The 23,677-nt window shown below is 63.6% G+C and carries 8 protein-coding genes and 1 pseudogene; 8 read left to right on the top strand and 1 reads right to left on the bottom strand.

Going from position 1 to position 23,677, the window contains the following annotated elements:
- Positions 1–110: 110 nt before the first annotated feature.
- The 7 genes from HQ603_RS07220 (at position 111) to HQ603_RS07190 (ending at position 19,876) form a co-directional block, all read left to right on the top strand.
- A complete protein-coding gene (locus HQ603_RS07220; RefSeq protein WP_308126398.1) occupies positions 111–5,243 on the top strand; it encodes a DEAD/DEAH box helicase in 5,133 nt (1,710 codons plus the stop codon).
- 2 nt (positions 5,244–5,245) lie between these two features.
- Positions 5,246–8,062 (top strand): helicase-related protein, encoded by a 2,817-nt coding sequence (locus HQ603_RS07215; RefSeq protein ID WP_222683861.1) that lies wholly within the window; start codon positions 5,246–5,248, stop codon positions 8,060–8,062.
- Complete coding sequence (locus HQ603_RS07210; RefSeq protein WP_222683860.1) at positions 8,059–12,003, top strand: Eco57I restriction-modification methylase domain-containing protein; 3,945 nt, start codon at positions 8,059–8,061, stop codon at positions 12,001–12,003. The genes HQ603_RS07215 and HQ603_RS07210 overlap by 4 nt, the downstream gene beginning before the upstream one ends.
- A gap of 70 nt (positions 12,004–12,073) precedes the next feature.
- Entirely contained in the window at positions 12,074–13,864 is a 1,791-nt protein-coding gene (locus HQ603_RS07205) for an McrB family protein (RefSeq protein WP_222683859.1), read from the top strand.
- Positions 13,836–15,035: an McrC family protein gene (locus HQ603_RS07200; protein WP_222683858.1), complete on the top strand. Its 1,200-nt coding sequence runs from the start codon at positions 13,836–13,838 to the stop codon at positions 15,033–15,035. The genes HQ603_RS07205 and HQ603_RS07200 overlap by 29 nt, the downstream gene beginning before the upstream one ends.
- Positions 15,036–15,474: 439 nt before the next feature.
- The gene (locus HQ603_RS07195) at positions 15,475–17,565 is read left to right on the top strand and encodes a UvrD-helicase domain-containing protein (RefSeq protein WP_222683857.1); all 2,091 of its coding nucleotides are present in this window, start codon (positions 15,475–15,477) and stop codon (positions 17,563–17,565) included.
- Positions 17,566–17,608: 43 nt separating this feature from the next.
- Positions 17,609–19,876 (top strand): GmrSD restriction endonuclease domain-containing protein, encoded by a 2,268-nt coding sequence (locus HQ603_RS07190; RefSeq protein ID WP_222683856.1) that lies wholly within the window; start codon positions 17,609–17,611, stop codon positions 19,874–19,876.
- 589 nt (positions 19,877–20,465) lie between these two features.
- Here the strand turns inward: HQ603_RS07190 and HQ603_RS07185 are convergent.
- A pseudogene (locus tag HQ603_RS07185) lies at positions 20,466–20,789 on the bottom strand (ATP-binding protein); the annotation flags it as partial.
- 555 nt (positions 20,790–21,344) lie between these two features.
- Here HQ603_RS07185 and HQ603_RS07180 point away from each other — a divergent pair.
- Positions 21,345–23,399, top strand: coding sequence for a hypothetical protein (locus HQ603_RS07180; protein ID WP_222683855.1), 2,055 nt, complete (start codon positions 21,345–21,347; stop codon positions 23,397–23,399).
- The last annotated feature ends 278 nt before the right edge of the window (positions 23,400–23,677 follow it).

The raw sequence follows: 23,677 nt of genomic DNA, 5'->3' as shown, positions 1-23,677 counted from the left end.
CGCAGTTCGAATGGTCTCGTCAGAATCGGAACGGTTCAGGTCACGCGAAGCAAAGCACCAAGTAGGGTTGCGGAAACCCCCGACGAAGGAAAAATTTGGACGTCTTTGGAGTGCACCGCCAGCTGATCGACGACTACCGGTCGTTCACCATGTCGTCAGTGGATGTACGCAGTCCGCGGATCAAGCAACACGTCGATGAACTAAGCGCGCGGGGCGACCAATGGCCGGAGCCGTGGCTGTCTCTGAACCCAATGTTTGCATCGGGCGGGTCTATCGGTGAGCTGGTCAACCAGGGCCTGCTGCACCCCGAGTGCGAGAGAATTTTTCGTCCGAAATCCAATCCGTCTGATATTGGTAAACGCGCGATTACGCTGCACCGTCACCAGACCGAGGCAATCGAAGCAGCGCAGACCGGCAAGTCGTACGTACTCACCACCGGTACCGGTTCGGGCAAGTCACTGGGCTACATCATTCCGATCGTCGACCATGTATTGCGGATGTCCGAGCGAGTGCCGGGAGTCAAAGCGATCATCGTCTACCCCATGAACGCCCTGGCCAATAGTCAGGTCGGGGAATTGGAAAAGTTTCTGCGCCACGGATATCCGTCGGAACGCGAGCCCGTAACCTTTGCCCGTTATACAGGCCAGGAGCAGGGTGAAGAACGCGAAAATATTCTCCGAAACCCTCCCGACATACTCCTGACCAATTATGTGATGCTCGAGTTGGTCCTCACCAGACCGGAGGAGAGGCGACGTCTGGTGCAGGCCGCACAAGGCCTCCAATTCCTTGTGCTGGACGAGTTGCACACCTATCGCGGCCGACAAGGCGCCGACGTAGCAATGCTGGTGCGACGGGTTCGAGACGCCTGCCAGTCACCGAACCTGCAATGCATCGGCACGTCGGCGACGATGGCAAGCGGTGGGACGGTCGGCGACCAGCAAGCTGTAGTGGCGCAGGTGGCAACTCAACTTTTCGGTGCAGAGGTGACGCCGGACCGAGTGATAGGCGAGACGCTCGATCGTGCGACGGTTGGCGACCTAACCGAAACGGCGCGTTTGAGCGCCGAGGTGCGAAGTGGAGGCGCGCGGGGCGATTACGGCGGGCTTTCAGCCTCGCCCCTTGCTGCTTGGATCGAGACTACGTTCGGCTTGAACGATGAACCCGGCACTGGTCGAATCGTGCGACAACGACCGGCGCGCGTGCGCGAGTCGGCGGCCCGCCTTGCGGGCCTCACCGACTGCACTGTAGACGAGTCCGAGCAGGCTATTCGCGCGACGCTTCTCGCTGGGTCCAACGAGCGGCACCCCGTCACCGCCCGACCGTTGTTCGCGTTTCGACTGCACCAATTCCTGTCGAAGGGCGATACGGTGTATGTCTCGATCGAGCCCGAGGAACGCCGTTACGTCACGTCTACTTATCAGGTATCGGTGCCTGGAGATCCGGACAAGTCGCTGATCCCGTTGGCGTTCTGCCGCGAATGCGGGCAGGAGTATCTGGTGGTCGCCCGCACCGGTGACGGCATCACGACTCGCTACCGGCCGCGACGGGATCGCGACGCGAGTGGCGGCGACGAGGCGAACGGCTACCTGTACGTCTCCTCGGATCAACCGTGGCCGATCGACCCCCTTGCCGAGGGACGATTCCCCAATTCGTGGGTATCCGAAGGCGAGGTGGTGGAGCGGCTGCGCAAGCACCAGCCACGGATCGTGCGGGTGAGAGTCGACGGTGCCGAAGCCCCGGACGGTCTGCGGGCCGCGTACGTTCCGTCGCCCTTCCGGTTCTGCTTGCGCTGCAAGGTGTCCTACGAGCAGGCACGCGGCAGCGACTTCGCCAAGTTGGCAACTCTCGACGCGGAAGGCAGAAGTTCGGCGGTGTCCGTGGTCAGTGCGTCGGTGGTGCGGTCCCTCAAGCAGCTCGCCGAGAACGAGTTGTCCGCGGACGCACGGAAGTTGCTCACGTTCGTCGACAATCGCCAGGATGCCAGCCTGCAGTCCGGCCACTTCAACGATTTCGTGCAGGTGACCCAATTACGCGGCGCCGTGTATCGCGCGCTCGCGAACGGACGGTTGCGGCACGACGAGGTGGCGCAGCGGGTCGTGGCATCGCTCGGCCTGCCGTTCGAGGCGTACGCCGCCAACCCGAATGCGGTGTATGGGGCCAGGACGGCCGCGCAGCGCGCGTTCAAGGAATTCATCGAGTTCCGGCTGTACGCCGATCTGCAGCGTGGCTGGCGGGTGACGATGCCGAACCTCGAGCAGACGGGCCTGCTGCGCATCGGCTACGACTCCCTCGCCGAGATCGCGGCCGACACTGCTCTGTGGGATCGATCGCAGGTCTCCCTCCAGTTCGCCGAGGCAGGCGAGCGGGAAGAGTTGTGCCGCATCGTGCTCGACGAGTTCCGTCGCGAGCTGGCGGTCGACGTCGACTGCCTGTCGGAAGACGGCTACGACCGTACCCGTCGCCAGTCCGAACAATATCTGACGGGCCTGTGGTCGATCTCGCGGCGCGATGCCCCGCCGGTCCTGGCTACGGTGTCGACCCGATCTGGCGCGCCGGGACGGCCCCGGGCCGAGGTGCGGTTGACCGGCAGGTCGGCACTCGGACGCTACATACGGGACCGCAGTCGACTTCGTAATCCCCACGGACAGAACCTCGACACCGCTGACTCCCAGCAGGTGATCGAGAACATCCTCTCGGTCCTCGAACGTGCCGGCCTGCTGACGAAGGTCGTGCTACCGAAGGACGACGGGCTGAACTATCGACTCAAGGCGTCGACGATCATCTGGCATGCGGGTGACGGGCTGACCGGCGCACCGGATCCGTTGCGCCGCACGGCGAACGCCGATCAGGGTCTGCGTATCAACCCGTTCTTCCGGGACCTGTACCGCGGGACGGCGCCGACGCTGGCCGGACTGAATGCACGCGAGCACACCGCGCAGGTGTCGTCGTCGGACCGTGAGGCTCGTGAGGTTGAGTTCCGTTCGGGCACTCTGCCGTTGATGTTCTGTTCCCCGACGATGGAACTCGGCGTCGACATCTCCAGCCTGAACGCCGTGGGCCTGCGCAACGTGCCCCCGACCCCGGCCAACTACGCGCAGCGTTCGGGACGGGCGGGACGTTCAGGACAGCCGGCGCTGGTGGTGACGTACTGCGCGACAGGGAACTCGCACGATCAGTACTACTTCCGTCGTTCCCGCGACATGGTGGCGGGCTCGGTGGCCGCACCCCGCTTGGACCTGACCAACGAGGCATTGCTCGCGTCGCACCTGCATGCACTGTGGCTGGCCGAGACGGGCGCCGACCTGCGATCCCGGATGCCGCAGCTGCTCGACGTCGACAGCGACGGGATGCCGCTCACCACCGACCTGGCGCGGGTGCTCGGCGAGCCCGACGCGATTCGACGCGCCACTGACCGCGCGGCCGAGGTCATCGCGCCGCTGCGTGCGGACCTGAAGCAGACGGCGTGGTGGCACGACGGCTGGGCTGCATCGATCATCGCGAATGCACCCCGGGGATTCGACGACGCCTGCGGGCGCTGGCGAGAGCTGTACCTGGCCGCGTTGGCCGACCAGCAGGAACAGAACCGGGTGGTTTTGGACACCTCCGCATCACACGGTGCCCGCAAGGCCGCGGAGTCACGGCGACGCGAGGCCGAGAGCCAGCTGCGACTGCTGCGCAACGAGGACTCCGACCGCGGACACTCGGACTTCTACACCTACCGGTATTTCGCGTCCGAGGGCTTCCTGCCGGGATACAGCTTCCCGCGACTTCCGCTCGCCGCGTACATCCCCGGTGTGCGCACGGCGGCCGGCGGCGCGGACGGCGGCGACTTCCTGCAGCGTCCGCGTTTTCTCGCGATCAGCGAGTTCGGTCCCGGCGCACTCATCTATCACGAGGGCGCCCGCTACGAGGTTCGTCGGGTGCAGGTGCCGATGTCGAGTGGCGGCGTGGGCACGGTCGATCTGCAGGACGCGCGACGTTGCGAGGAATGCGGCTACCACCACGTGCGGCAGGCCGGTCTGGACGTGTGCGAGAACTGCGGCGTCCCGCTGTCCCCTCCGCGCTACAACCTGATGAAGATGCAGACGGTGTTCACCCGTAGACGCGAACGTATCTCCTCCGACGAGGAGGAACGACGCCGGGCCGGCTTCGAGTTGGAGACGTCGTTCCGGTTCAGCCAGCACGGTCCCCGCTCCGGCCGGCTTGACGCCGACATCGACGGCCCGGACGGCACGCTCGCCGAACTCGTCTACGGCGACACCGCGGTGGTACGGGTAACGAACCTAGGTCGGCGACGACGCAAGAACCCGAACGAGCTCGGCTACTGGCTGGACACGGTGAAGGGCAACTGGCTCAGCGAGAAGGACGCCGCGGACACGACGCCGCAGGACGACGGACTCGAGGATGCCGCGGATGCGCCATCGAAGTGCAAGGTGATCCCCTACGTCGAGGACACACGCAACGTCGCGGTACTGCGACTGTCGGCACCGGTGGACGAGTCGGTCGCGACGACGTTGCGGTATGCCTTGGAACGCGGCATCGAGGCAGAGTTCCAGCTGGAGGATTCTGAGCTGTCCAGCGAGGCGCTGCCAGACACCTCGGAACGTGCACGGATGCTGTTCACCGAGTCCGCGGAGGGCGGTGCCGGTGTGCTCCGCCGCCTGCACGGGGAACCGGACGCCCTCGCCCGGGTGGCACGCCGCGCACTCGACATCGCCCATTTCGGCCCCGACGGCGAGGACCTCGGAATGGCGGAGGGTGCGGGTGAACGCTGCGAGAAGGCCTGCTACGACTGTCTTCTCGCGTACGGGAACCAGTCCGACCACCAGAAGATCGACCGGCACGCGATCAAGGATCTGCTGCTGACCCTCACGAGGGCGCAGACGGTGTCCCAGTGCGAGGAGGAAACCCTCGTTGCGGATCCGGGTGATCTGCGTGGCCGGTGCCGCTCCGATGCGGAACGGAAGCTCGTCGACCTGTTGGTGGCACACGAGTTCGCGCTTCCCGACACCGTGCACGAGACGGTCGGCGGCGTCGAAGCCGACTTCGTCTTCCGCGGCGATGGCGGGGTGACGGTGGTATTCGTGGACGAATCCGGTCAGGCACCGGGCCCGGGCCGCGACGAGGCCGCCGAGGACGAGCTGATGGATCGAGGGTGGTCGGTGGTGCGCCTGCGGGTGGGCGACGACTGGCTGTCCGAATTGCGGGCGAACACATACGTGTTCGGCAAGGGAAGGAAATAGGAATGGGTTTCGCACCGGGCAACCTGGTGACCGCGCGTGGCCGCGAGTGGGTGGTCCTGCCCGACAGCACCGATGATTTCCTCGTTCTCAGGCCGCTCGGCGGCCTGGACGACGACATCGCCGGCGTACTCGTCACCGAAGGTGTCACGCCTGCGACCTTTCCCGCGCCGGACGCCGAGGATCTTGGCGACCACTTCAGCGCCCAGTTGCTCACCAACGCGATGCGGATCGGGTTCCGTTCCACCGCGGGACCGTTCCGTTCGTTGGCATCCATCGCGGTGCAGCCGAGGGCGTATCAGCTCGTTCCGCTGATGATGGCGCTGCGGCAGGACGTCGTCCGTCTGCTGATCGCCGACGACGTCGGCATCGGCAAGACGATCGAGGCGGGGTTGGTTGCGGCGGAACTGCTCGAGGTGGGCCAGGCGCGCGGCCTGTCGGTGCTGTGCAGTCCTGCGCTGGCCGAGCAGTGGCAGTCCGAACTGCGGAACAAGTTCGGAATGGAAGCGGAGCTGGTACTGCCCTCAACGGTGCGGCGGCTCGAGCGGGGCCGGATCGGCACCGAGTCGATTTTCGAGCGGTACCCGATCACGGTGGTGTCCACTGACTTCATCAAGAACTCACGGCGGCGGCACGAGTTCCTGCGCACCTGCCCGGATTTGGTGATCGTTGACGAGGTGCACACCTGTGTGGCGGCGTCGGGCCAGGGCGGGTCAGGACGCACCCAGCGGTACGAGCTGGTGCGTGACCTCTCGAAGGACCCCACCCGGCACCTGATCCTCGCGAGCGCGACGCCGCACTCCGGCAAGGAGGAGGCGTTCCGGAACCTGCTGGCGCTGCTCGATCCCGCGCTGGAGACGGTCAACCTGGACGATCGGAAGGGCCGCGAACTGCTGGCCCGGCACTTCGTCCAGCGCCGCCGCGGCGACATCCGCCGCTACCTCGACGAGGACACCCCGTTCCCGAAGGACCGGCTCACCCGCGAGGTGCCGTACGCGCTGTCGCCGGAGTATCACGCCCTGTTCGCGAAGGTTCTCGATTATGCCCGCGAGACGGTGCGCGCCGGGGACGGCGAGCTGACGAAGCGGGTGAACTGGTGGTCGGCGCTCGCGCTGCTCCGTGCGCTCGCGTCGTCGCCGCGTGCCGCGGCGCAGACGCTGCGGACGCGGGCCGCGTCGGCCGCCGCGGATTCGCCGGACGAGGCCGACGCGATCGGCCGGGCGATCGTCCTCGATCAGGCCGACGACGAGGCCATCGAAGCCGCGGACACCACGCCCGGTGCCGACAACGGCGACGCCGGGAACGCGACCGCCCGCCGGCTGCGCGGGTTCCTCGCCGACGCCGCGAAACTGGAGGGCAAGCCGGACCGCAAGATCACGGCGCTGGTCAAGGAGGTCAAGCGGCTTCTCGACGACGGCTGCGATCCGATCGTCTTCTGCCGCTTCATCGACACCGCAGACTATGTCGAGGAGCAGTTGCAGAAGGCGTTGGGCCGCGGCGTCACCGTCCGCGCGGTCACCGGCACGCTGCCGCCGACGGAGCGGGTGGCGCGGATCGACGAACTGACCGCCACCACCGGCCGGCACGTTCTCGTCGCGACCGACTGCCTGTCGGAGGGTGTGAACCTGCAGGACAGTTTCCAGGCGGTGGTGCATTACGACCTCGCCTGGAATCCGACGCGGCACGAGCAGCGGGAGGGCCGCGTCGACCGATTCGGTCAGCGAGCCGAGCAGGTGCGGGCCGTCACCCTGTACGGGCGTGACAACCAGATCGACGGCATCGTGCTGGAGGTCCTGCTGCGCAAGCACGAGGCGATCCGAAAGGCGACGGGCGTGTCGGTTCCGGTGCCGGACAACAACTCCGCAGTGGTGGAGGCACTGATGGAGGGTCTGCTGCTGCGCGGGGCCGACGCGGAGCAGCTGTCCCTGGACCTCGACGTGCAGGAGAAGCAGCTGAGCCTGTACCGGGAGTGGGAGTCGACGGCGGAGCGGGAGAAGCTCGCGCAGTCGAAGTACGCGCAGCACGCGATCAAGCCGGAGGAGGTGTCGGCGGAGGTGACCGCGGCCCGCGCCTCGCTCGGCACCCACGAGGACGTCGCCACCTGCGTGGAACACGCGCTGCAGGCACTGCGGTCGGCGATCAGCCGCACCGGCGACGGGTTCACCGCGACGTTGGCGCCGCTGCCCCTGGGCTTGAAGGATGCGCTACCCCCGAACCGCAACGACCCGCTACTGTTCGCGGACGATCTCCCGGTCCGCCGGGGCGACGCGGTGTTGACCCGCACCGACGCGACGGTCGAGGCGATCGCACAGTACGTGCTCGAGTCGTCGCTGGACGCCGGGATGGACGAGGCGGTGCGGCCGGCCAGGCGCTGCGCGGTGGTCCGAACGAGATCGGTATCGGTGCGGACCACGCTGCTGGTGGCGCGGTTCCGTTTCCACCTGGAGTTGCCGTCCCGCACCGGAACCCGGCAACTGGTGGCCGAGGACGTGGCGACGTTGGCGTTCGAGGGCGCCCCGGCCCAGGCCAAGTGGCAGGACGCCGACGCGGCCGGTGCGTTGCTCTCTGCGACCCCGAGCGGGAATGTTCCTCCTCAGCAAGCACGGCAGTTTGTCACCCGGGTCATCGACGGGCTCGACGGGTTGCGGCCGCATCTCGACGCGCACGGCGCCGAACTGGCCGAGCAGCTTCTGGCGGCACACCGTCGGGTGCGGCAGGCGTCGTCAGAAATCGTGCGTGGTTTGAAGGTGACCCCGGAGGCGGGGGCCGACGTGTTGGGTGTGTTCGTGTTCGTTCCGTCGATCGAAGAGGGTGCCAAGTGAGCGGCGAGCCGTTCGTCGGAGTCCGGATCCAGGGTGGGTTGCTCCCGGCCGACCTGCCGTCGCAGCTCGCGAGCGGTCTCGACCCGGCGGGTAACGCACTCGTACCAAAGGACTTTCACCTCGCTACCGGCGAGACGGTCCGGGACGCGGCGAACCGGGTGTGGGCGTACCTACGGGGCGTGTGGACGGGGTATCGGGACGCTCTGGCCCAGCTCCCGGCCGACGCTCCGACCACCGCACTGACCCGAGAACGCTTCCTACTGGTGTTGCTGGACCAGCTGGGGTACGGCCGAGTTCCCACCACCGGGAAAGGCGGCATCGAGGTCGAGGGGCATCCGTTCCCCGTCTCCCACCTGTGGGGTTCCACCCCAATCCACCTACTCGGTTCCGGTACCTCGCTGGACACCCGTACCCGGGGCCTCGCAGGTGCGGCCGGGTCGTCCCCACAGTCGATGGTGCAGGAGCTGCTGAATCGCAGCGACGATCACCTGTGGGCGATCCTGTCGAACGGTCAGGTGTTGCGGCTGTTGCGGGACTCGACCTCCCTCGTCGGGTCGGCGTACGTGGAGTTCGACCTGGAGGCGATCTTCGACGGCGACCTGTTTGCCGACTTCCTGCTGCTGTACACACTGTGTCAGGTGTCACGGGTGGAGGTCCGTGACACGGAGGTAGGGCCGGCGTCGTGCCGGCTGGAGCAGTGGCGTACCGAGGCAGTCGAATCTGGTTCTCGTGCACTGAACCTACTGCGGGACGGAGTTGTGGACGCGCTTCGCACCCTCGGCGTCGGCTTCCTCACCCACCCGGCGAATGCGTCCTTGCGGGATGACCTCGCCGTCGGCGAGACCTCGGTCTCGGACGTCAATCACGCGCTCCTGCGGGTGGTGTATCGGCTGCTCTTCACGTTCGTCGCCGAGGATCGCGGTGCCCTGCTCGACCCGAAGGCCGATCCGCAGGCACGCCAGCGGTACCTGGACTACTTCTCCACCGCACGGCTACGCAGCACGGCGCGGCGGCGGCGCGGCGGCCGGTACGGTGACCGCTGGCAGGCGTTGACGCTGGTGTGGCAAAGCCTGGGCAGTGAGCGCGGCCGACCGGAGCTGGGGCTGCCCGGCGTCGGTGGCCTCTTCGAAACCGGCAGCTTGGACTTCCTCGCTGACTGCGAGCTGTCGAATGAGTATCTGTTGTCGGCAGTGCGCTCGCTGTCTCTGGTGCGGGAACCGAGATCCGACGTGCTGCGAGTGGTGGACTACCGCAACCTCGGGGCCGAGGAGCTGGGCAGCATCTACGAGGCGCTGCTCGAATTCGTGCCCCAGTGGGATCCTGCTATGAAGCAGTACACCCTCGACATCGCATCCGGGAACCAGCGAAAGGACACAGGCTCGTACTACACGCCGACATCGCTGGTGGAGTCGCTGCTGGACACCGCACTCGACCCGGTGCTCGACGACGCGGTCAAGTCCGCCGATACGTCCGAAGGCCAGGTGGCAGCATTGCTCGCCGTGACGGTGTGCGACCCGGCGTGTGGCAGTGGACATTTCCTCGTCGGCGCGGCCAGACGGATCGCGAAGCGGGTCGCTGCGATCCGCACGGGCGATCCAGAGCCTGCACCGGAACAAGTGCGGACAGCTATGAGATCTGTCGTCTCGAGCTGTGTGTACGGCGTCGACGTGAACCCACTCGCGGCGGAACTCGCCAAGGTGTCGCTGTGGATGGAGGCCATTGAACCCGGCAAGCCGTTGGCGTATCTGGACGCGCAGATCAAGGTCGGTAACGCGTTGATCGGTGCAACACCCGCACTGCTGGCGGAAGGCCTTCCGGACGAGGCCTTCAAGCCGATCGAAGGCGACGTCAAGGCGATCGCGAGCGCGAGCATTCGCGCGAATAAGGCCGAACGGAGGAACCAGGGCAGCCTCTTCGACCTTGGTGACGCGATTGCCGCGAACACCGATCTGGCCGCGAAGGTGCAGCAGGTCGTGGGTGCGAGCTCTCTGTCCCTGTCGGACGTTCACGTGCAGCAGCAACGCCTGAAGGCGTACACGGATTCCGTCGAGTACCGCCAAGCGCGCCTGGCCGCCGACGCGTGGTGCGCGGCGTTTGTGTGGCCCCTGAAACCGGACGCGCCGAGCCCGATCACACACGCGACGATTGCGGCACTCAGCAACGGCAAGGCACTCAGCGAGGCGCAGACCTCTGAGGTGGCACGCTTGACTGCGGAGTATCGATTCTTCCACTGGCACCTGGAGTACCCGCACTTGTTCCCGACGGAGGCTCCGGTTGGTGACAGTATCAACGAAACAACCGGTTGGGCGGGTGGCTTCTCCGTGGTGATCGGCAATCCCCCGTGGGAGCGGGTGAAGCTTCAGGAACAGGAGTACTTCGCGGCAAGGGATCCAGAGATCGCGACGGCCCCGAACGCGGCGGCGCGCAAGCGCCTCATCGCTAAGTTGCCGGAGACAAACCCGGCACTGCACCGGTCGTTCATCGCCGAGCGGCGACGCTCTGAGGGTGTCTCCCACATCCTGCGCACCTCTGGTCGCTACCCCCTCACCGGTCGGGGCGACATCAACACCTACGCGGTGTTCGCAGAGGCGGACCGGAACCTGCTTGCGGCCAGTGGCCGTCTCGGCATCATCTTGCCAACTGGTATCGCGACCGACGCCACTACCCAGTTCTTCTTCAAGGACCTTGTGGAGCACGGCTCGATAGCGAGCCTCTACGACTTCGAGAACCGAAAGCCCCTGTTCGAGGGAGTGGATAGCCGGACAAAGTTTTGCCTCCTTACGCTCGCGGGCCGCGATAGCCGCGAGTCGCGGGCCGACTTCGCGTTCTTCGCCCACGACCCAACAGACCTGCAGCGCCCGAATACCCGATTCACGTTGAGTCCTGAGGAGATCACCCTCCTGAACCCGAACACCGGCACGTGCCCGGTCTTCCGCTCGCGCCGGGACGCCGAAATTACCCTCGGCATCTACCGCCGCGTCCCGGTCCTAATCAACGAGAATGACCCAGTGAGCGGCAACCCATGGGGCATCAAGTTCTCGACGATGTTCCACATGTCCAACGACTCGCACCTCTTCCACACCCGCGACGAACTGGAAGCCGACGGTTGGACCCTTGACGGCAACGTCTTTGAACGGGGCGAGGAGCGGATGCTCCCGCTGTACGAAGCCAAGATGATTGCCGCGTACGATCATCGAGCAGCCGACGTGATCAAGAGTGCAACAGCCGTCAAGCGACAGAACCAACCTCAGTATCTTTCCGAAGCTGAGCATGTGGACTCGAATCGTTTCGCAATGCCAATGTACTGGGTGCACGCGCGGGAGATGCCTGAGCGTCGTGGGTCGTGGTTCCTTGCCTTTCTACGAATCACAAGCCCAACAAATAATCGCACCTTTATCTCAAGCGCAATACCGTGGAGTGCAGCCGGTGATTCTGTGTTTTTGGCCGAGTCGGTCGGCGCGAGCCGTCTACTCGGCTGCTTCAATTCGTTCGCATTCGATTTCGTGGCACGACAGAAGCTCGCTGGACTCAACATGTTGTTCTACATTGTGAAACAGCTACCAGTAGTTGGCCCGGAAATCATGACTTCCACCCGTCCGTGGACTTTGGGTGCCTCCGTCGGCAGCTGGATTGATCAGCGCGTCCTGGCCCTCTCATTCTCAGCAAATGACATGACGGAATTCGCTGATTCGTTGGGACACCCAGGTGAACCGTTCCAATGGGACACCGCAGTTCGCGAGACCATACTCGCAGAGCTAGATGCTGCCTTTTTCCACCTCTACGGCGTCGACCGAAACGACGTCGGCTACATCATGGACACGTTCCCGATCGTCAAACGTAAGGACGAGGCGAAGTACGGGGAGTATCGCACCAAGCGGCTGATTCTGGAACAGTACGACGCTATGCAGCGAGCTATCGATTCCGGCGAACCGTACGCATAATCGTTGCCGTTCGAAGCGGTTTGACCAGACAACCGACGAGCGCATTCGACTGCCCGGGAGGCGGTGACACATGAACGATGACGGAGCTTCTACTCGGGCGGCTAGTTCCGATGTGCGGCGAGAAATCGAGGAGATTCTCCGCACCGACACGTCGCGACTCGGCGACGTCTTCAGGGCGGACAGACCCGGTAAAAGACCTGAAGAGATCGCGGCCGAACTGGGTGTCTCAACCCCGGGGTTCGTCTCCAACTACCGGGCTGTCATACGTGCAGTACTGGAAGGCGTGGCGCCTACGGCCGCGACGATGGCTGCCGACGTCGTCCGCAGGATCACAACAATGCTCAAGAACCCATCACTAAGTCCTGATGCATCCGCGTTCCTTGCGGACGTTCTGGAGCGAGCGTCGAAGAATGCAAGCACGGCAACGGCTTTGGCCCAGCCAAGCGATCAAGTCATGCACGCGTGGAAAGTAAACGGATCCAACGTATCTGGCGTGGACATGGTGACCATCTGGCGAACCAAAGGAACCGTGTCCCTGGCAGCCAAGTTTCTACGGCCGGTCGAACCGGAAGTAACCCGCGACGAGCTGAAGGGTTTTGTCGAGGAGGACTACCGCGCATCCGGATACGCGGTACGTCAGGAGAAGCTCGATGAGTTCTACTCCTTCCTGGCCCGCATGCACCCCGGTGACCTCGTCGTCACCGTGAGTCAAGGCAAGGCATTCTTCGGCACCGTCACCGGAGATGCAGAATACGTGCGGAGCAGCGACGGCCGCTCGAACCTGCGCCGACCCGTCAAGTGGGAATCGGTGACTCGGCCGAGCACCGACCTTCCGCTCGAGATCGCGGCGCGCCTGAACGCACAGGGTGAGGTCGTGGATCTGACCCCGCAGATCGATGCACTCAGGGAAATCATGGGACAACGTCGCGCTGTGAGGCCGGCCACGGAGCTCAACCTCCCCGATGCCAGTGCAGATCTCGCGCGCCGCCTGCACGTACCGCAGGAGTGGCTGCAGGAATGCGTCGACTTGCTGCGGGACCGCCCACAACTGATCTTCTACGGCCCGCCCGGCACCGGGAAGACTTACATCGCCAAGGAATTAGCGCGGCACCTCGCCGGAGAATCGAACGTCAAGATCGTCCAATTCCACCCTGCGTACTCGTATGAAGACTTCTTCGAAGGTTATCGCCCCGCCCAGCAAGTCGCTGGTCAGGTCGGATTCGAGTTGCGCCCCGGCCCACTGCGCACCATCGTCGACCGCGCCACCGACAACCGCGATGCGGTGTATGTACTCATCATCGACGAGATCAACCGCGGTAATCTCGCCAAGATCTTTGGCGAATTATACTTCCTGCTCGAGTACCGCAACGAGAGCATCGACCTACTCTATGGGTCCGACAATACCGAGCCGTTCAGGTTGCCGCGCAATGTCATTCTTATCGGGACGATGAACACTGCCGACCGGTCCATCGCTCTCGTCGACGCCGCCATGCGCCGCCGGTTCGCTTTCCTCCCGCTGCACCCATCAGAGCCGCCCACGTCGGGCATCCTGCGAAGCTGGTTGCAGGCAACGAACCGTCCATCCGAATCAGCAGACCTACTAGACATCCTGAACGCGCGCATCGACGACGACGACTACAAGATCGGCCCCTCATACCTCATGCGGGATGCCGTCTATCACGACAAAGGTCTCGATCGGGTTTGGCGCACCGCCATACTCCCTCTGCTCGAGGAGTTCCACTACGGTGACCGCGGCATCAACGTCCAGTCACGGTACGGATTGGACGCGCTGCGAAAGGCCCTCAGCACCAACGATGTTGCGAAATCGGGCGATGAGACCAACGACTCTGATACTGACTGAAGGCGGTCCGCCTCAACCCGTCCGCCTGTCACCAATCGAGTACTACACGCTCCGAAGCCTCGCCATCGTCGACATCACCCCCACCCTGGAGACTGGGATCTACTCGATATCGGCGGGTCGCAAGATCGGCGCCGTGTCGGTCGGTGACACACAAGTCATCGTCCGCCCCAAGATTACCGACCTGAACCGACTCGTGTTCCTGCTCGGATACAGCCTCAACCGCGACATCTGGCGCGACGACCACGTCCGGCTGACGGAAGCGGACGAGCTACTGCCCGCACTGGCCGAGGCGTTCTCCCGATTGGCCGCACGCGCCACCGAGCAGGGGCTGCTGCAGGGTTACCGCACCGTGAAGGACGTCCTGCCGGTGCTGCGCGGCCGCGTTCTGGCCGGCGAACAGATGTCCCGGCGCTTCGGACTCCCGGTACCCCTCGCCGTCGAGTACGACGACTTCACCGTAGACATCGCTGAGAACCGGCTTTTGCTCGCGGCTGCGTTGCGGCTACTAACGGTCGCCGGGCTGTCCGTGGCAACCCGGCGGCGCTTAATGAGACTACGAGTCGCACTTGCCGACGTCACCGTGCCGACACGTGGAGAAGTGCATCCGTCATGGGAACCGAGCCGCCTCAACACCCGCTACCACAACGCGCTTCGTCTGGCCGACATCATCCTCGCCGCGCAGTCATTCGAACACCGGGCCGGCGACCTGACCGTCACCGGGTTCATGTTCGACATGTGGAGAATCTTCGAGGACTTCGTGTGCGCGGCGCTCGGTGATGCACTGGCCACGCTAGGCGGTCGCTACGCGATTCAACACCCACTACATCTTGACGACAGCCTAGAGGTGCGTATGAAGCCGGACCTGGTGTGGTTGGGCTCTCACGACCGCTGTCGCGCCGTTGTCGACGCCAAGTACAAGGCCGAAAGACCCGACGGTTTCCCCGATGCCGACCTCTACCAAATGCTTGCCTACTGCACCGTGCTCGGGCTGGAGCACGGCCACCTGGTCTATGCGAAAGGCAACGAACAGGTCCGAACACACACCGTGCGCCGCGCCGGCGTCGTCATCTTCTGTCACACTCTCGACCTCGCCGAACCACCGGCACAACTCCTCGGTCAGGTCGACCAACTCGCAAGGAGAATCGCCAATCGCGTTCCTGGTCGGCAATGAGTACGCACTGAACGGCCAGCGTCTGATAAAGAACAGTGCGAAGGATCGCCGTCGGCACACAGGAGTCGCGATGTACGGAGCGTGGAAGAGCCGCGAGCACTTCAGCGTCGCACGATCAGATCCGTGGTTCGTCTCGGAGTCACTCGACAAGGTCGAGGCAGCGGTGCGTAGCCAGGTCACCCACTACCGTCCCAGCGCGGTGATTGCCGGCGATAATGACGGCACATGGTCACTCATCTACTTCGTTAGGCTTGAGACGCTTCGCCGTATCACTCCCGAGCAGGCTACGAAGTACGAGGGCGTCCGGGCGGGGCGGGTGCCCTGGTCGTCCACGATGCGACCGCCGCCGGAACCGACAGAAACGACGGCTACCACGATCGACCTGGACCGTCTCGGTCGCTAAAACTTCTCTGTATCGCAACCTCCGAGAGTGAGAGTTATGCCATCCCTCGCCATCGATCGAGATTTCCTCCTCGACCTGGGAAAACTCGAGAAGCCTGTGCAGGAGCGCGTCTCCGAGGTGTTCGAGAAATTCGAGTCCGCCACTCACGCCGGTCTGCATCTCGAAAGGATCCAGAACGCCCGCAACGAGCGATTCCGTTCGATCCGAATCAACCAGTTCTGGCGCGGTATCGTCCTCGCCCCTGAATCAGGCGATACCTACGTCCTGTTGAAGGTTCTTCCCCACGACGACGCCTACGACTGGGCGAAGCGCCGCGCCATCTCTGTGAACCGGGCAACAGGCGGAATCGAGATCCGTGACGAAGCCGCGCTGGACGAGTCCCTCTCGACGATAACGGCTGCATCGCCACCCGCAGGCGGCCCGATCTTCAAGGATGTCGCCGACAAGGACCTCACGCAGTTGGGCGTCGATGAGAAGACGCTGACATTCGCGCGGGCCCTCACGGACGTCACCCAGCTGGAAGCAGCACAGGCCTTCCTGCCCGCCATCCAATGGGAGGTGCTGTACGGGCTCGCTGCGGGCATGAGCCCCGAGGAGGTGTGGTCCGATCTCGGTGCCGCAATCCTCGACGAGCCAGTGGACACCGACGACATCGACGCCGCGGTGCGCCGCAGCCGTGACCGCGTCGTGCTGGTGGACGGACCCGACGAGCTGATGGCCGTGTTCGCCAACCCATTCGCGCTGTGGCGGATCTACCTGCATCCCACCCAGCAGTCCGTGGCCGATGCGACGTTCCGTGGCCCGGCCCGCGTCACTGGTGGACCCGGGACCGGGAAGACCGTGGTGGCCCTGCACCGGGCGCAGCGGCTCGCGCAACGCGCCGAGGGGAAGGTCCTAATCACCACCTTCACCTCGACACTCGCCGATTCCCTGCAGACCGGCATCACGCTGTTGGTCGAGGACTCGAGCGTCATGTCGCGGATCGTGGTGCAGCACGTCGACCGGGTCGCTCACCGCGTGTTCCGGGAGCAGCACGGCGCCCCGCGCCTTCTCGCCAACGCAGACGAGAAGGAGTTGTGGCGAGACATCGTTGACTCGCTGACCGTGCCGTTCACCCCGGCGTTCCTCGCCGAGGAGTGGCGTCAGGTGGTTCTGGCGCAGCGCGTCTCCACTGCATCCGAGTACCTCGCCGCAAAGCGCACGGGCAGAGGACGACGCCTGGGCGCCAACCAGAAGGCGCAGGTGTGGCAGGCGATGTGGAAGTTCGAGACCGCGCTCACGACTCGTGGCGTCTGGACCCACGAGACAGTCCGTCGCGAAGCGATTGTGCTGCTCGAATCCCGCATTGACAAGCCGTACCGACATATTGTTGTCGACGAGGCACAGGACCTTAGCCCCGACCAGTGGCGCCTCCTCCGCGCCGCAGTCCCGGAAGGCCAGGATGACATGTTTCTTGCCGGTGACACCCACCAGCGGATCTACGACAATCACGTCAGTCTGCGTGAGGTCGGAGTCAATGTCACCGGGCGCTCGAGCAAGCTGTCCGTCAACTACCGGACCAGCGCTGAGATACTCGCATGGAGCCTCGGGGTGATTCGCGGAGAGCAGATCGACGACATGGACGGCGGGCTCGACTCGATCGCCGGGTGCCGCTCCGACATTCACGGCGATGCCCCGTCGACCGCAGGGTTCTCTACCCGAGACCTCGAACTGAGCCACGTTGTCGAGGTCGTCAAAGGGTGGATCGACTCCAATGTCGCACCCAGCGAAATCGGGATCGCGGCGCGCTCGAAACGACACTGCGACAAAGTCGAGCAAGCGCTGCGGGCGGCGGACATTCCAGTCCGAGCGCTCGCCAAGAGCACCTCCGCCGCAAAGGCGGTATCCGTCGGCACCATGCACCGGATGAAAGGACTCGAGTTCCGGTGCCTCGCCGTTGTGGCAGTTGGCAGCAACGCAGTACCAGAACCGAGCGCCATCACCGCAGCCGACGATGACCAGCAGACCCGCGACCGCGACCTCCAGCGCGAACGGTGCCTACTGTTCGTCGCCTGCACTCGCGCACGGGAACAGCTCCTTGTCACCTGGCACGGCGAACCGAGTCGATTTGTCGTCCCCTTGATCTGATAGATAGTCAGTTACCACGTAGCTCTTCACGGAAGGTTCCACCATGCCGAAGCTCTCCACTCTGCTCGACGAGATCGACTCGGGAACGGTGTTGCTTCCGGAATTTCAGCGCGGCTACGTCTGGAACCGCGACCAGGTCCGTGGGCTGATGCGGTCCCTGTACCTCGGATACCCCGTCGGCGGGCTGCTGATGTGGGAAACGAACTCCGACGGTATCTCCGTTCGCGGCTCCGCAGCCTCGGCCGGGGTGAAGCAGCTCCTGCTCGACGGGCAGCAGCGCGTCACGTCGATGTACGGCGTCATGCGGGGCACTCCGCCGCCGTTCTTCGAGGGTGATCCCTCTGCATTTACGGGCCTCTACTTCAACGTCGAGGACGAAGTCTTCGAGTTCTACGCCCCGTCGAAGATGTCAGGTGATCAGCAGTGGATCAGCGTCAAGGAATTGTTCGCACCTGGGAACGGGCCCGTTTCATTTCTGCCGCGGTTCGCCGCAGATCAGGAACAAGCCACTCGCTACTTGAATCGATTGAACCAGCTTCACCAGGTTCGTGACCGCGAGTTCAATCAAGAGAAGATCACCGGCGCGAACAAGTCGGTAGACGAGGTCGTCGACATCTTCAACAAGGTCAATTCCGGAGGCACCAAGCTATCCAAGGGCGACCTCGCGCTGGCTAAGCTGTGTGCAGAATGGCCGGAGGCGCGCACTGACATGCGCGGGAATTTGGAGCGTTGGAAGTCCGCAGGCTACGACTTCTCCCTCGACTGGCTGCTCCGCAACGCCACTGCCGTCGCCACCGGACGCGCTCTCTTCTCGTCCTTGGAAAAGGTCTCAGCGTCCCAGTTCGAGCAGGCACTCACCGCATCGGTGCAGCACATCGGAACATTCCTCGACGCCGTGTCCGGTCGACTCGGCCTGGACCACGACCGAGTTCTCATGGGCCGCTACGCGACTCCCGTCGTCTCCTATCTGCTCTCACAGAATGGCGGGCAGTTCCAGGACGCGGTGCATCGTGACAAGGTTCTGTACTGGTACGTCCACACGGCGTTGTGGGGCAGGTTCAGCGGATCGACCGAGACGTACCTGCAGCAGGACTATGAGACAGCTGGCCGGGCGGGTATCGACGGATTGATCGCCACTCTGGAACGCACACGCGGTGGAACCTTGGAGGTTCGACCGGACGACTTCGAGGGTTCGACGCGCGGAGCGCGGTTTTATCCGCTGCTGTACCTTCTGACCCGGGTCAGCGGCGCACGCGACTTCGGCAGTGGTTTGGAGCTCAAAGCCCAACTGTTGGGCAAGCTCTCAGCATTGCAAATCCACCACATCTTTCCGAAGGCGCTACTCCGTGATCACTACGATCGCGGCGAGATCAACGCGCTGGCGAATTTCTGCTTCCTCACCCAGATCACGAACCTTCAGATCGGGAAGCGCGCACCGGAGGACTACCTCTCGGAAATCGCAGCGAAGCACCCCGGCGTTCTCGAATCGCAGTGGATTCCGACGGATCCGAACCTATGGAAGGTCGAGAACTACCTCGATTTCCTCGCCGCACGACGCGAATTGCTGGCCGGCGCCGCGCAGTCCTTCCTCGACGGGCTGATTTCGGGTGCAAGCACGGGAGTCGAGCAGGAGGACCTCACACCCGTCGTGGTTGTCGTGGACGAGGCCGACGACCCTCGCGCGACGCAGGTCCGAGACGTGGTCGCCGAACTGCGCCGTCTCGGATACGCAGAGCCGACGGTCGATGCCGAAATTGCCGATCCCGCTACAGGTCGCGTACTCGCAGTGGCCGAAGCGTTCTGGTCTGACGGTCTGCAGGTCGGCCAGGGCAATCCCGTAATACTCGAGCTTGATCCGGAGGACGCGGATCTCACAAGGCTCGAAGAGCTTGGTTACGAGGTGTTCACCTCCGTGGACTCTCTGCTCGGTTTTGTCGCTCGCCGCAACGAGATTGCGGCCGGTACCGACGTCGAGCTCGACACCGCGGAGGTGGTCGACGCGACCGACGGCGACCTGGCGGCTGAACTAGGCCGCCACATGATCACCGGCTACGAACGCGGCCGCAGCGAGGCCGGATACAACGCCACCTACTTCCGTTCGATGCTCGCCGAGATCGGACCGGTCGCGACCGCAAAGAAGCTGCTGGCCTCGCCCACGGTGTCGGATGGTTTCGCCTCGCTCTGGGAACGCGGGCGTCTCGACCTCACCGTTGAAGCGCTCGTGCTCGATGAACGGTTCGAAACGCTGTTCGACCTTGACGAGTTGGAAGTGGCGCGTCGACGTCTGGAGCAGTTCGACTACTCGGCATGACCAACTGGGCCGCAGCGACAGATTCACCGCTCCGCGGCCCGTCTCAGACGACTACGCCGGGATCACGCTGCGGACTCAGCTCCCGGCGGAGCTAGGCGATCACGGACTGGAGTCCCCGCGTCAGTTGGTTGTGGCGCTGTCAGATGCTAATGAATATGATGGCGACTCCGAAACGAGCTTCCAAAGAATACTCCGGGCGCTCCACCTCGCTCCATCTAGACTCGACCCGTCCGTTACTGCATTCATGTGAAGAAACCCGCAAGGGCGCCGGTCTGGTCCCCGATCAGCATCGCCCTTAAGGAACTGACAACGCTCAGTGAAAGCGCACAGATCTGATCTCCAGAAGTGCTCACTTGTGTGGCTCCGCCGATGACGGCGGGCCTCCTCAGTTGTTGGTGGTCTCTGACCACAATCCAGCACCCCGAGGGAGACCCGCAATCTGATGCTCACTCCCATGAGAAGAGGGCGTTGAGATATCCGCGCTGTACAGACGCCGCATGTCGGTCTCGGACACCGGCCGCAACCGCCGAACCGTTGTCAGCTCTGGTCCAAATTTGAGCAGTTGTTCCGGTCGAAAAGTGAGCAGGTGTTAGGTGGTCGAGTTTGCCTCGCGGTCGGCGGCGACGGAAGGTAGTGACTCGATCGTGGTGTATTTGATGCGGTAGCTGGAGCCTTTGGGAGCGATGATGTCGGCGTGGTGAACGATGCGGTCGATCATCGCCGAGGCGATGGTCGCTTCGCCGGACACCTCTCCCCAACGGGCGAACGGCAGGTTCGAGGTCAGCAAGATCGAGGATTTCTCGTATCGACTCGACACGAGCTGGAAGAACAGGTTCGCTGCGCCGGTGTCGAACGGGATGTAGCCGACTTCGTCGCTGACGATCAGCCCGATGCGGGAGATCTTCTTCAGTTCGCACTCGTCGACGCGCCAAACAAGTCGCGTACGGCGGAGGCAGCGGGGATAATCCCGGGCCGCTATTTTGTCGCGCGATTACCGGTATGGTGAGAAGGGCGGCGTCGCAGCAGTAGACGGTCCGACCCGGCCGCGCGCTCAACGACCACACGTGTCAAGGCCGACCGCGTCGTCGGCGGAGTGGTGACTAGCACAACAGCTGTTTCCGCTTTCCCGCCAGATGCGACGCAGCTCGATGTTCCTCATCTTGCGGGTGAGGGTGACTAAGGGCCTGTCGATCAACACCCAGAATGGGCGCCCTTCCGCTTCATGCGGCAGAACGGACGCAGCCGTGTGGCGCACTCGGGGCTTCCGTGAGGCGCGAGCACGCGTCTGTGCGAACGATAGTCAACGCGGGGACCGGTTGTGGGCAGTGCTCGTTGGAGGAAAACCAGGCGGGTGCCGAGGCTGACAAGTACCGTCGAACCGTCAAAGTTCGAGTACAACCGCCAGTCATACGGCGCCTCGCGACTGCGAGCATCGGTTGCAAGACTGTGGCGGGACGAGAGGAGTAACGTGGCGAGAGCCATTTCAGCTGACGGCGCGCGCGCGGGCGCAGTATTAATCGAGCGTAGCTACCGGGAGGGCGATGACACTCAGTTTCTTCGAGAACTCGTCCAAAATGGGCTCGAAGCTCAAGCGACCAAGATGCAGTTGGGTATTCACTGGCCGAGCGCTGCGGCGGACTGGTCTGTAAAAGAAGTTCCCGACCATTACCCGTACACCATACGGCCTAAACGATATAGAATGGTGTACTACGACAACGGCTGCGGTATGGGCGATGAGATGGTCGACTATATGGCTGGACTGCTGGATCTCAGTTCAAAGAACCAAGCAGCGGGTGATCTCCATGGTAACTTCGCGATGGGTGTACGCGTATCGACGTTGCCATGGAACAAGGCCGGCGTCATCGTTGCGAGTTGGACCGCCGAATTTCCCGAGGGTAAGCTTATGTGGCTCCGATACGTGCCCGACAGATCTGAAGCACTGGGTTACTACGAGGCGGCGACTCTGTCGTGGCTTGAGGATGGAAAGCAGCTACGAAGCGAGGTTGCACCTGCGGAACTTTTTGATGAATTTATTTCCGATCGTCCGGATTGGCTTGGGTACACAGACGAACAGTCTGGCGAGGTCGGCACGGGCACGATGCTCTTATTCTTGGGCAACACCGGACAGGAACACACTTTTCTTGGACCAGAGGGGAATTGGATGACCCACACTGGACCGAATTACCTCACTCACCGCTACTACGCTCACCCCGCCGGCGTCGAGTTGCGCTACGAAGACCCACGGACGTCGGACGTCGAGGCTTGGGCCAGTCGGCGCCGTGACCGCCTCGGTCGCACCACTCTCGACGGATCGATCGCTAACAGCGACAGCCGCGTGCTCAATGAGCCTGTCCGCCCAACAGGTATTTTGATGTCCGGCGCTATTTCACAGAAGGGGAATTCGGAGGCGGCGACGATAACGCTGCCTGATGGAGGCCGGATGTTCGTCAACCTCATTCCCGCCGACGCGGTGCAGAAGGGCGGTGGCCGCCGGCTAGCTGAGCGTCCTGGTATCTCGGTGCTCTACAGGAACGAACTCTATCACCGACGCGATGGAGCCCGAGATTACCAAAAGTTTGGGATTTCGTCCGCATCGGTGTATCGGCGCCTTTCGATTATCATCGAACCCCGGCAGGCCGATGATGTTAACGATCCGCGCGGCGGGGTATTTCCTACCTCGTCACGTACGTCGTTGAACTATGTGCAACCGCGTACGTTCGCGACTCAAGGGCGGGACCTACCCTGGGGGTTGTTCGAGCAGTCTTTTATAGACAACATGCCGGACTTCGTGGTGAAGGCGATCGAGGCGTCGATTCCTGACGACCACACGGACGTCGACCAGGACGTCATCGACAAGGTTGCTCAGCCGTTCATGGAGATGTTCAAGCGGGTAATCTGGTCCCCGAAGGAGAACGGGGCGACGCCAGGAACGCCAAAAGGCGAGGGTTCAATCGGTGCACACGGGATGCGCCGCAAACGCAACGCCGATGATGCGGTGAGTGGTCAGCCCGCCCCCGGCGGTGGTCGTGGGTTGGCCGCTTCCGGCAACAAAGGGGGCGACGACCCCGGCGACTCGCGAAAGGTGCCTGCGGCAATTCCTGAGTGCCACTTTAGTCCCGACGCTTTTAGCGACGAGGAAGTGGAACAGCGTCCCCGTATTGGAGTGAAGTACATCCCCGGTAGGACGGGACAGCTCGGCACGGTAGTAATAGATCCACGGTTCCCTCTTATCGAGGACGTAACGAATTACTGGGTGGAACACACCGCGCCGCCGCAGCACGAGGACGCTAGGAAGGCGGTCAGAGTGGTTTACAGCACGGCCATGGCGTGTCGCGTTGGCCAGATGCTCGCGCTCGCCGATCAACAGGGCCTCACGCACGAGGAACTCACCAGGGCGTTCATGAGTAACGAGGCATTGACCGGATCGTTATTTGGTTTGGCCTCCGAGCACGCGGTCATCAAGACTAGATTATCCGGCCGATTGAGGAGGGGCCCTTCAACTTCCGCTGGCAGTGCCACCTAACCTCGGCGTCATCCAGTAGTACTTGTCAGCTTCCCTGCCGAATGACCTCGTGCCTGGCTGGCCCGTGCGACAAGCCGCGATGGACGGTGGCATTGTGTGCCAACGTGGGAGGTTTGCGTCGGGGGAGGAGCACCCCTTCCATCCGAACGATCTCGACTCGTCGCGTATCGTCCAGAGATCGAGGGGTTCGAAAAATTATGGTGCTACGGCATCGTTCTGACCACCACCACGATCCCCGGATGTCAGCTGCCCTGGCATCTGCTCGCCGTACATCGCTT

The sequence above is a fragment of the Rhodococcoides corynebacterioides genome (genome assembly GCF_019834675.1).
Classification (GTDB): Bacteria; Actinomycetota; Actinomycetes; order Mycobacteriales; family Mycobacteriaceae; genus Rhodococcoides; species Rhodococcoides corynebacterioides_A.
This window is presented reverse-complemented; position numbering and strand designations above follow the sequence as displayed.